The 11,166-nt window shown below is 41.9% G+C and carries 9 protein-coding genes; 2 read left to right on the plus strand and 7 right to left on the minus strand.

Features of this window, described 5'->3' with window-relative positions:
- Positions 1-38 precede the first annotated feature (38 nt).
- Positions 39-1,115, minus strand: coding sequence for a glycoside hydrolase family 88 protein (locus ABXS85_RS07155; protein WP_353669352.1), 1,077 nt, complete (start codon positions 1,113-1,115; stop codon positions 39-41).
- A gap of 53 nt (positions 1,116-1,168) precedes the next feature.
- Positions 1,169-3,700, minus strand: a complete 2,532-nt coding sequence (locus tag ABXS85_RS07160; RefSeq protein ID WP_353669353.1) for a hypothetical protein — start codon at positions 3,698-3,700, stop codon at positions 1,169-1,171.
- Positions 3,701-3,903: 203 nt separating this feature from the next.
- Between ABXS85_RS07160 and ABXS85_RS07165 the strand changes: the two genes are divergently transcribed.
- Positions 3,904-5,175 (plus strand): ABC transporter substrate-binding protein, encoded by a 1,272-nt coding sequence (locus tag ABXS85_RS07165; RefSeq protein ID WP_353669354.1) that lies wholly within the window; start codon positions 3,904-3,906, stop codon positions 5,173-5,175.
- 669 nt (positions 5,176-5,844) lie between these two features.
- Here ABXS85_RS07165 and ABXS85_RS07170 read toward each other — a convergent pair.
- The 5 genes from ABXS85_RS07170 to ABXS85_RS07190 form a co-directional block, all read right to left on the minus strand.
- Positions 5,845-6,531, minus strand: coding sequence for a M15 family metallopeptidase (locus ABXS85_RS07170; protein WP_353669355.1), 687 nt, complete (start codon positions 6,529-6,531; stop codon positions 5,845-5,847).
- A gap of 66 nt (positions 6,532-6,597) precedes the next feature.
- A complete protein-coding gene (locus ABXS85_RS07175; protein ID WP_353669356.1) occupies positions 6,598-7,875 on the minus strand; it encodes a TRAP transporter large permease in 1,278 nt (425 codons plus the stop codon).
- Positions 7,869-8,342, minus strand: coding sequence for a TRAP transporter small permease subunit (locus ABXS85_RS07180; protein ID WP_353669357.1), 474 nt, complete (start codon positions 8,340-8,342; stop codon positions 7,869-7,871). The genes ABXS85_RS07175 and ABXS85_RS07180 overlap by 7 nt, the downstream gene beginning before the upstream one ends.
- A 157-nt stretch (positions 8,343-8,499) precedes the next feature.
- Positions 8,500-9,522 carry a TRAP transporter substrate-binding protein DctP gene (gene dctP / locus ABXS85_RS07185; RefSeq protein WP_353669358.1) on the minus strand — a complete coding sequence of 341 codons (1,023 nt, stop codon included), beginning with the start codon at positions 9,520-9,522 and terminating at the stop codon, positions 8,500-8,502.
- Between the two features lie 102 nt (positions 9,523-9,624).
- A complete protein-coding gene (locus ABXS85_RS07190; protein ID WP_353669359.1) occupies positions 9,625-10,593 on the minus strand; it encodes a LysR family transcriptional regulator in 969 nt (322 codons plus the stop codon).
- 441 nt (positions 10,594-11,034) lie between these two features.
- Between ABXS85_RS07190 and ABXS85_RS07195 the strand changes: the two genes are divergently transcribed.
- On the plus strand, positions 11,035-11,166 hold the full coding sequence (locus ABXS85_RS07195; RefSeq protein ID WP_353669360.1) for a hypothetical protein: 132 nt from the start codon (positions 11,035-11,037) through the stop codon (positions 11,164-11,166).

An 11,166-nucleotide genomic window follows, 5' to 3' on the forward strand; every position in this document is an offset into this window, starting at 1 on the left:
TTTTAACTCATATTGACAGGCTGATCAGCGCCTCTTGGTCATTTGTTCAAGGTATCGATCAATGCGCGATACTCAGATAAAAATAATGATGCAAGTGCCTGCCCATAGGGTGCAGGTGTATTGCCAATCTCATGATAGAACTGAAGGCTGTGGCCCATGGCCGTACCATCGGACACTTCTTCAACAATGCCATCACTGTTAATTCGTTTAGCGACTGCGTTGAGGCAGCCATTTAACATTTCGTGGTAAGGTTCAAGCTCAATCAATCCTTCCCGGTAGCCTGCCAACACACCGTAACCAAAACCTGCAGTGGCAGAGGCTTCGACTGGCGAAGTCGGATCATCAAGCAGGGTATGAAACATGCCATCCTCTCGCTGCAAGCCAACCAATGCCTGCAACTGGGTCTGAAACACTGCTTTCAGATAGCGGGCAACAACAGGCTCAGGTTTTAAAATGTAAAAAATCTCTGGGATAGCAATGGTCAGCCAGGAATTGCCGCGCGCCCATAAAGCTTTGGCAAAGTTATGACGCCCATTAAAAGTCCAACCGTGATAAAACAAACCACTTTTCACTTCACCTAAAAACCGGATGTGACAAAGGTATTGATATTGGGCTTGCTCAATCCATTCCTGACGACTAAAAACTCGACCCGCAGCGCCCATAAACAAAGCCGCCATAAATAGCGTGTCGTCCCAAAGTTCACCATCGTTATCACGTTCTTTGACCAGATGCTGAAAACCACCTTCGTCTGTTTTTGGCATTGAGCTATGCAACCAGTCTGCCCAGTCGATAATAATTTCATTCCAATCCGGTCGATCAAAGTGTTCTGACAATAATGTCAGCGCCAGCATGGGAGCAGTTGAATTCACTTGACGGCGAGGCAAGCCACGATCAATTTGCCAGTCATACCAACGGGCAATGCGCTCTAGTGCAACCTGATCCTTACGACGCTCGGCATCGCGCAAGTCACCGTAAAGGCCTACACCCACTTCCCAATCCCATTCATCAAACAGTATGTCATCTCGCTCGGCTGACTGGACTTCGCCAATGCCTTTGAGAGAACGGAAACCTTTAGAAATTAAACCCAAAGATTCCGTTAATTGTTGATCATTCATTCATTGCTCCTATCGAACACATACACGATGTCATCATCGTCTGTGGTGCGCTTTTATTGATAATCTTGCCAAGGCTGTGACTTACTGTTATTGATTGCGATATGCGGTACTACATTTAGTGGTGCAAAGGTTATTGCCTGATCATCAATCGAAATTCCTTTGTCATAATCCAAGCGCAGCACGCCATCATCATGATGAACACTGAGCTGGTTTTGTTGAGCATCGAAGACGACTTGTCGTGCCTGGCAGGCTGCTTTAAAGGCTTTAAAATCTAGGGTTTGTGATACTTCATCAACTATGGTCAACCACGCCGATTGCGAACCGGCAACACGCCATTCCATACCGGCATACAAACCCTGCTGATGTGCAGTCAAAAGACCTGATGAGTAAACCCCGATTAGAGCCTTACCAGTGCGTGCAAACAGCCAGTTATCCGAGGCTTCAAATTCATCACAGATACTGACTGGAACAAAGGTGTGAACAAAATCAATCACATCGTTATAGGCACGATGATCGTAAATCATCATCGCAAAATTTTTGTAATGGGCGACTTTTGGATGAACCGCATTACCTGCCCAATAAGATGGTCGACTGCCCCCCCAGACTCGTAAATCACCCGGATGATTAATCCAGAATCGTGCCATCGGATGTGCGTTCGTCTGAATATCGACAAAATGCTGCTGATGACCTTTGATACCGGTTTTATAGTCCGACACGGTTGACAGCTGAAGCGAAGGTGTTTTCCAAAGTGTGACCCGCGCATTGTGATCAAGCCCCTGCGTGTACTTTGCATAAATCGACTCACCATCTGGCACTTGCATTAATTGCTGACAGATTTTTGGTGTCTCGTAATCACTTAACGCCAACAAAGCACTGACACGGTCATAACCAGGATACCAATCACCGCCAAAGGCAACCGCTGCAATTGATGCCAGTTCAGTTGCTGGACCGGCGAGCAATTCTTTCTCATACACCCGACCTTGTGAGCCTGCTGAAACACTGCCGATTTTATGCAGTGCAGTCATCACAAAAATCTGATCGATCAGATTTTTGGAGCGCTCAGCCAAGCTTGTATCTTCAGCGTTAACCATGAGTGTGAACAGACCCAATAGGTCAATAGGGTAATAAGCTGCGGAATTCCATTCAGCTAGGCCATGCTGATCAATAGCATCAAACCAAAGTTGCAAACGGGCAAAAGCCTGAGCTTTATGTTGCTCCCCTGTCTTGCCACTGTTTGGAAATACGTCGTTTGGAAATAAACAGCCAGCCAGATACTGTGAAACGTGGAAGCACAGCACGTGATTTTCACTCCAGAACCACATTACGTCATCACCCGGTTCATCGAGCCAATAACGAAAGTTCAAAACTTGATGTTTCACCTGCTGCCAGAATTCATCCGTTAAACGAATATCACTAAAACCTTGATACGCCCAAAGTACTGGCAACATCCAAAAGTCAGCACAATCGTGACGTTCAGAAATTGGTAACAGAGCAGTGCGCAGAATATCTTCTGCAACATCCAGTGACGTATTTTGTGCTAATGCCGCTAATGCACGTGCAGGTTCCTGCTTACCCTGCTCCAACATATAAGCCAGCGCTCGCTTTTTGCGTTCTACAAGGGTTGGCATATTCATGGATTTAGGAGGAGGTAATAAGGTCGTACCAAGGGTACGGCTGAAATGCGTTTTATCGACTTGAACAACAAAACGAAGAGAAACACAGCCTGCACGTAAACCTGTACTGTCAAACAGATCCGCACTTTTAAAATCCTGATCAACAACAAATGAAATTTCCCGATCCATTTTCATGCCATCGAGCAGTACATTCATGGTTACTGTTTCAGAGGGATGACTGTCAGTATCGAGCAGAATTTTTACTGCTTGGCTTGGTAAATAGTCCGCCGCAATTTTTACCCATTCATCGCAATAAAAAACTTTATCAGTTCGCAGCCCGTTCAAAGTACGTTCAATTTCTTTTGCGTACTCTTCATCAAGATCCAATACGATACCTGACTGAATGCCTTTACCTTCAAGTAAGGTCATCACGAAATAACAACTGGTATCACGCTCGTGTAAATCTTCTAAAAAAACGACCAGCTCCGTTTCACCCTGATCAAGGTCTAACTGATATTCTGCAACCGTCGATTCATTACGCTGATAATGATCCAGCTGAATGACTTTATGATGGTTTTGCCAAACATGAACACCGCCACAAGTTTCAATAGACACTTTAATATGCTGTGCCACAGCACTGGTCAGTTTACAACGCAACCACCTTGTCACTAACGTCGGGCGAAAACAGAATGTAGAAAAATCCACCCGTGGATCTTCACCACCAAGATAGATCTCTGGACAGTTGAGTTCAGTAGGTAGCTCAACAGAACGCGTTTGTAATTCCTTGCGCAATGCTTCTCGACAAGGTAAATCACCCGTCGCCACCCAGCCATTCACGAAACGATAATCTACGGCATCTGGCATTGGGCGAGACTCACCCGGGTAATAACAATTTTCTGCATCGGAATACGACCAACGATTTAACGTTTCACCTTCCGCGACAGACCAAAAAGTAGTTTTATTAATCGACATCTTTGCATCCAAACAGTTTTAATGAAAAAAATTTCATTACATTCCCTTTTTACACTTATTTAATTGCGAACATGTAATTTATATTTGACTTTATTCGGCAGTATAGCCATATAATCAAACCTCAAGCAAGGCAAAACCAAATATGAAATAAATGAAAATATTTTCATTTATATAGGAATAAAATAAAATTTGGAGGAACACTAATGACGCGTTCAAGCTTGGTTTTAAGTGCGCTGGCCTTAGCAACTTCTGTTTGCGCTGGCTCAGCAATGGCGAAAGACACAATTACCTTCTGGTTTACTGATGATGATCCAAACTATGTCAAAAGAATTAGCGAATTGGTTGATCAATTTGAGACTAAGAACCCAGATATTGAAGTCGAGTTTGTCACCACTGGCTACTCTCAATCACGCGAACAATTGTCTCTGCAATTATCTGTTGGTGAAGGACCTGACCTCGCAAAATATGCCGATCAATCCTTGATAAAATATACTCTGGATTTACGTCCTTACATGGACGATCCTGACGCTTTCGCAGCCCTTCACGGCAACACTCTCGACTACCTTCGCAACAAAGGCGACTCAGCAAATAAAATCGGCGGTTATCTGGCCTCACAAACTCTTAACCTGCCTTTTGTCAACGTAACTCTGTTCGAACAAGCCGGTGTTCCAATCCCTAAGCCCGGTTCCTCTCTTAAAGATCTCGTCGAAGCCTCTGTGAAGGTTGCTGATGCAACCGGTGTTGATATTCCCTTTACTATGGACCGTTCTGGTCACCGCTTCTCCGGTCCTGCCTTCTCTTATGGATCTGTCTATGTTGCTGACAATGGTGCATTCACATTCCCGGATGAAGCCGCGCAAGCTTACATAAAAGATTTGTATGAATGGACTCAGACGGGCGCTTTCCCGAAAGAAATGTGGGGCGCTGCCGGTGGTATCCGCTATAAGAGCATGGGGGATGAGTTTATCAATGCCAACGCAGTAACTTACTTTGCCGGTAACTGGATGGTTAACCCATTCCAGAAAAACATTCAGGATGCCTTTAACTGGACGGTACTAGACGCGCCATGTGGCCCGGGGGGCTGTGTACCAATGCCAGGTACAACCTATTTGACTGGTTTCAATCGCACCAAACATCCAGAAGCCGTTGCTAAACTGATTGAATATCTGGGGTCAGAACCCATTCAACGAGAACTGGCTGAAAACTTCATCATTATTCCAGGCGCTGAGGTTAAAAACATCAATTACAAGCTTGATGATGAAAACGCAAAATCTGCCATGACGGTGTTCGCCCGAAATGCAGATAAAGTTTCTGAAGCGGCAATCAACTTCTACAAAGCGCTAGGCTCCAATCTGGTTTACGACACTATTGTTCAGCGTATGAGTCAGTTGATAGTTGGTGAGCTGTCCCTTGAGGAAACCTACGAGCGTATGGCATCTGATATTGCTAAAGGCAATAAAGAACTGGGCTATTAAGATTTTTCTACCCTCCTGGTGATGCTTTGAAATAATCATTAACTTATTTCATTGTACTTGCCAATATTGCCCCTGTTTTGCAGGGGCTTTTTTTGCGCATTAGCTGCGGATCATTCTGAATCGCAGCTAAAACACCACTCAATCAATTCACAATATGGCGACTGTGGCGTCACTAAGGTCGAGGGGAACTCGAGACAATTGGGCGAGTCCGAAAAAGACTACGACTCCAGACAGAACATAGCTTGCTTTTATTCGAGGCAAGTGACGATGATAAATATTGAACATATTTCCGGTAGGCAGCATTGGCTCGTCAAGCTAAGTAATTTCATCACTGTAAAAGAAAACTGATTTTCTAATCGACGAGCTCAGCCAAATTTTTACAACCAAATACAACATTCAAATCAAACAAACGGAGCGAAACTTTACTCCCTCGCTCATTAATCAATGTCACTAATTCAACGTCAGTAGCATCCGCTAGCCGAGCAAATATTTCTTTTTTTAATTGAAGGCATAATGACAGGCGCATGAGGTTTTAACTACTGCTTTCAACATTAGATAAATACTTAAATATTTTCTAACTTATGCAAAACACAAACATGAAAAATGGCCTTCTCTTAAAAGATTAGGCCATTTATTTTCATATGTACCAAACAATTAGTGAAAGTTACTCTATCGTGCTAGTTGCTCTTTCCATCCTTGTTCAATACTCGTTATGGAGGTCACACCATACAATGCGTGCCTTTCTCCCTTATTAATGGCCCATAATTGGTTACCAAAATCATAATGCCACCACTCACTAGGTAAATTGGTAAAACCAGCTTGAGTCATTGCGTGAAAAAGCATTCTTCTATTTTGTATCGCCACTTGAGTGCTTTTATCTGGAGAGGTCTTGTTTTCTAGTGCTGCCGTCCATGAATCATCACTCGCTTCATCAAACAAGGTACCCATATTAAGAAAGCGGCCATTCTGATCGCATAACGTAACATCAACAGAGCCGCCAGTCAGATGAGGACTAGGAGTTTCTGGATTATCACTGGGTGGAGATACCAGTGTTCTAGCCTTTGCTCGAACCTTTTCCAGTGGCAAATCTGGCAAGGATTTGGTCAGCAAGTTAGTTAACGAATCAAACAAATATTGCTGGACAGAAAAAGGCCGCCAACCATCCAATACAACCAGATAAAGGTGTCCTGGCAGAAAAGTGGCAGCTAAGTTAAGCCTGTCTAGTACGGAGGATCTAACGAAACACTCAGGCAAAGCATTAGCAACTCGTAACTTATAGTAGGCAGGATACATTTTTAGCTTATTTGCTAAACTAACCGGCTCAAGCGGCTCATTATTTTCTTGTATAGGAATCATACTTAGCTTTTCCCAATCTGGAAAAGAGTATGATGGTATTTCTGGATAAACTAAATTTAACATAACTTATTTGAATACCAATGGTAGAGCCAGAGTCAAACTCGGTACAAAAATCAACAATGCCAGCACCACCATAGCAACCGCAACAAATGGCCATATAGATTTAAACATATCCGTTAGTTCAATCTTACTTACTGCTGCTGCAACGTAGACACAAGCCCCCATAGGTGGCGTAATTAATGCAATGGTAATGTTCATCGTAATGATAATTCCGAGATGGATTGGATCCACTCCTGCGTGCATTGCAACGGGGGCAAACACTGGAGTAAGTAACATAAGTGCAGAAACTTCTTCCATCAACATACCTGTGACAAACGTAATCAAGCTAATCACAATCAAAATAAGAGTTGGTGAGTCTAAATATGGACGCAACATAACGGCAAACTCATTTGGCACCTGAGCATAAGCCAACAACCAACTTACAATCGAAGAAGCGCCAATTATCACAAAGATTGCACAGGTTAAGACAAGGGTTTCTTTTAAAGCTTTACCAATTGCAACGAAAGACAGTTGTTTACTCAACAGCCCAACAATCAAGCTATAGAGTACAATCAGTACACCTGATTCGGTCGGCGTTACAAAACCAAATACGATACTGGCCACAATTAAAATCGGTGCCAATAATGCAGGTATCGCAATACTCAAGCTTTGCATAATCTTTCTAATACTTGGCTTCTCTCGCGACACACCAATATTCGCTTTACGAGCATAAATATAATTAATCACCATAAAGGCTATTCCCAGTAATAAGCCAGGAATCACACCTGCTAAAAACAGATCTCCTACCGATGTATTGGTAATAGATGAATACAGAATCATAAAAATACTAGGTGGAATAATAGGGCCAATCAAAGAGCTACCAGCGGTCAATCCGGCAGCATAGGATGCAGAATAGCCGTCTTTTTTCATGGCAGGCACAAGCAAAGAACCTAAGGCAGAAGTATCAGCAACTGCAGAACCATTTACCCCGGCGAAAAACACACTCGATACCACATTGACATAACCCAACCCTCCTTTAAGATGACCAACCAAGGATTTCGCAAAGTCGATGAGTCTGACAGTCAATCCAGCACTGTTCATGAGATTACCCGCCAAAATAAACAACGGGATTGCCATCAAAGAAAAGACATTAATACCGCTGAAAAATTGTTGAGGCATCATCCTCATTGCCATATTCATGTCAACGAAGAAAAAACCTGTCACACCGGTAATCAATAGACTAATAAAAAGAGGCAGCCCCAATAAAACATTAACAACAAACACTAATAACATGACAGTTAACATGACTCTTCCCTCTTTTCTTTTTCTTGCTCTTCAACTACTTGCTGCTCAACAAATGGACCACGAAAAAGAACAAATAGAGCCAATACAGTAAAACCAATTGGCAAAGACAAGAGAGGTAATGTTTTACTAACACCCAGCCCTGCAGTATGGAACCGAGATAATGACAAAGCGTACTTAGCACTTGCATAAGCGAGAAAAATACTAACCGCAAGAATAGCAAGCCAACGGTACCATAATAAAAAAGGATGCAACCTAGGTGGTATCAAACGACCAATAATAGACACTCGCATGTGATCATCGCTAAGGTATACAAAACCCATTGCGAACAGGACACAACCAACCATAAGAAAGCGAGCAAGCTCATCACTCCAAATAGGAGCACCATTGAGAATATAGCGTGATACAACACCATTTAATAACACAAGAAGATTAAGAACCAACATGGTACAGGCTATATATTTCATCATTCTTGAGGCAAGTCTTAATTTGTTTTGAAGCATTGAGGACACTCAATATGGGCAAGCTAGTGAAATTTTTAACAACTTCTTCAACACTAGGCCCAGTCAGTTATTTTTGAAATTTCCCCAAGCACCGACTGGTGCCGGGGAGATAGGACACAAGAGATTATTTTACGTCTTCTAGGGCCATATCAATCCATTTAGAATCGATATCTTGTTCACGCAACCAAGAAAGGTAAGATGGCTGACCTATGTTCTTGAATTGGTCTAGCTCTGCCTGAGTTGGACGATATACTTCCATACCATTTTCAGCAAGAAACTCAATGCGCTCTTCAACCTGCGCCTCTACTTTTTTACGATTTATCAATGTGGCTTCTTTAACCGCTGCCATTAACGCTGTTTTCTCACTAGGCGTTAAGCTTTTCATTAACTCATCGTTGGCCACAAGAAACTGATCAGAATACTGTATATTCGCCAATGTTAAATACTTTTGGACTTCGTTCAGACTGCCTAAAATGATATACATAGGAGGGTTCATTTGACCATCAGCAACACCAGTGCGCAGAGCCATGTAAACTTCAGTCCAAGGGATAGGTGTACCAGACGCACCAAATGATTCATACAAAGCAACCTGGCTCTTATCCATTGCGCGGAACCTTAATCCTTTAAAATCACTCGGCGTATGTATTGGTTTTTTGTTATTGGTAAAGGCTAGGAAACCACCTTCTTCAACAACTGATAACATGTGTACATTAGTTCGCTTATAGAATTCTTTTTCAGCTGCTTGCCAATAGTTTCCGTTATCAAAGAAATCATGAGCTTCTTCGAATGAAGCAAACATAAATGGTATAGAACTGACAAAAATCTCTGGAAACAATGGCGCAACGCCACCAAAAGACGCAATATTAAGCATAGGAGAGTTCATTACCTGCTCCATACGCTCTTCTTCTTCACCTAACATACTATTTGGATAAAGCTTTATTTCTAGGTCGCCATTCGTTTTTTCTTCCACTAACTGCTTAAGATTCGTAGCGAACATATGCACAGCATTTTTCTTCGCATCCGCTGCGCCGTTATAACTTAAGTTGATAGTTTGTGCGAACAAACTTGACGCACCGAGAACAAGACTACTCACCAAAACCGCCCTTGCCGTTTTAGTAAGAGCACCTGTATTAATTGATTTAAACATGTCATCAGTTCCTATTGTGTGATTTATATTATGTCATTTGTGATATGCCATATCAGACTAATCGTTGACCTGTTGATCATTCAATAGAAAAGGTGTTGATAATTAGTCAACACCTTTTCCAAGGTTACCTTTATTTTTCGCTAACATATGATCTGGTGCATCACTGTTTAAAAATTTTGTAGATACCTGTAAATGATTCAACAACTCATTGGCGGACATGGTAAGTTCTCTTCCTTTTTTACTAAGTACTCTCGCTCGAGCATTGGATAAAAAAGAATCCTTTACTTCAATGATATTAATCGCACCACTTTCAACTTCCTGCTCTACAGATAGTCTAGGCATAAAGCTAATGCCAGAACCTGACGCCACAAAATTCTTCAGTACTGATACCGAATTCGTTCGTAATCTTGGAACAAGCAGGATATCTTCGGTTTCCTCCGCAATATTAATGAGACGTCCCATACCAGTTGATTGATCAATCACCGCCAATGGAAATTCTGTCAGCTCCTGTAAAGCGATTGGCAAGGATCGTTCAGTAAGCGGATGACCTGCAGGAGCAATGATGTCTAGCGGATGTCGAGTTTCCACATGACAATACAAGTTTGGTTGATTGGAAGAAGCATAGGTAACAGCGAAATCAATCTGATCATCTTCAAGAAGCTGAATCGCTTCCTTTGCTCCCGCCATTTGAATACTTAGCTGAATGCCAGGATAACGTTCTAAAAAGCTTTGCAGAGAGTTTGAAATTAAGTCTGTAATAAAGCCCTCACCCACAGCAATTCTAACCTCACCGGCTTTTAGACCTATAATGTCGTGAATCTTAGAGATGGTCGCCGCTTCACTTGCCTGCATCTTTCTAAAATAATTCAATAATTCTCTACCTGCCGACGTTATTTCACTCTGGTTACCTCGCCTCTCCCAGATTTTTGAACCCACTCCTTCTTCTAACTGTGAAATAGAACGACTAATAGCAGACGGATCAATATTCAATTTTAAAGCGGCTTTGCGCAATGAACGATATCGATCAATGGCGTTTAAATACTCTAATGCTCGTGGATTGAGAAATCTCATACCAATACCTAATACAATCTATTTGACACAAACTTAACGAGCTTATTTTACGAAAAAAATCTCCATATTCGCCATTGAAGCTTACCAAATTACTTCGCCCCTGTTATTACTACTGCCAGCAATAGGTTTCTTACTCTTTTCGGTGCAACTAAACCATTATAACGTTCGTAGTAACTAAATTCATGGTAATGAGTACCGTCTGCGGTGGACGAAATAATTGGTTTTCACCTATAAGTCAACCGGTGTCAATGTTTCGATAAAGTTCGGATCACGATTATTCAGCAGAGAAAAAACCAACTTTATTTTTGTGTTTTTTTACTTATTTTTTGCATTTTTTCATTGTGTACTTTGGTTATTTTTTGTAATAACTTGTTTTCCGTTGATTAAAAAATCAACAAAAAGATATTTGATTAAATTCTAATTCTAAAATGGAGTAATATCATGGAAAGTAAAAAAATTGATTTAGATATTTCGGAAATTTCTGTTAACTATGCTATTGGAAGTGAAGTTTTAGAGAGCATTATTAGTGCAGATCCTGGCGATAGTGAAGCTGACCAAGATAACGACCTATAA

The organism is Marinomonas sp. THO17 (assembly GCF_040436405.1).
Classification (GTDB): Bacteria; Pseudomonadota; Gammaproteobacteria; order Pseudomonadales; family Marinomonadaceae; genus Marinomonas.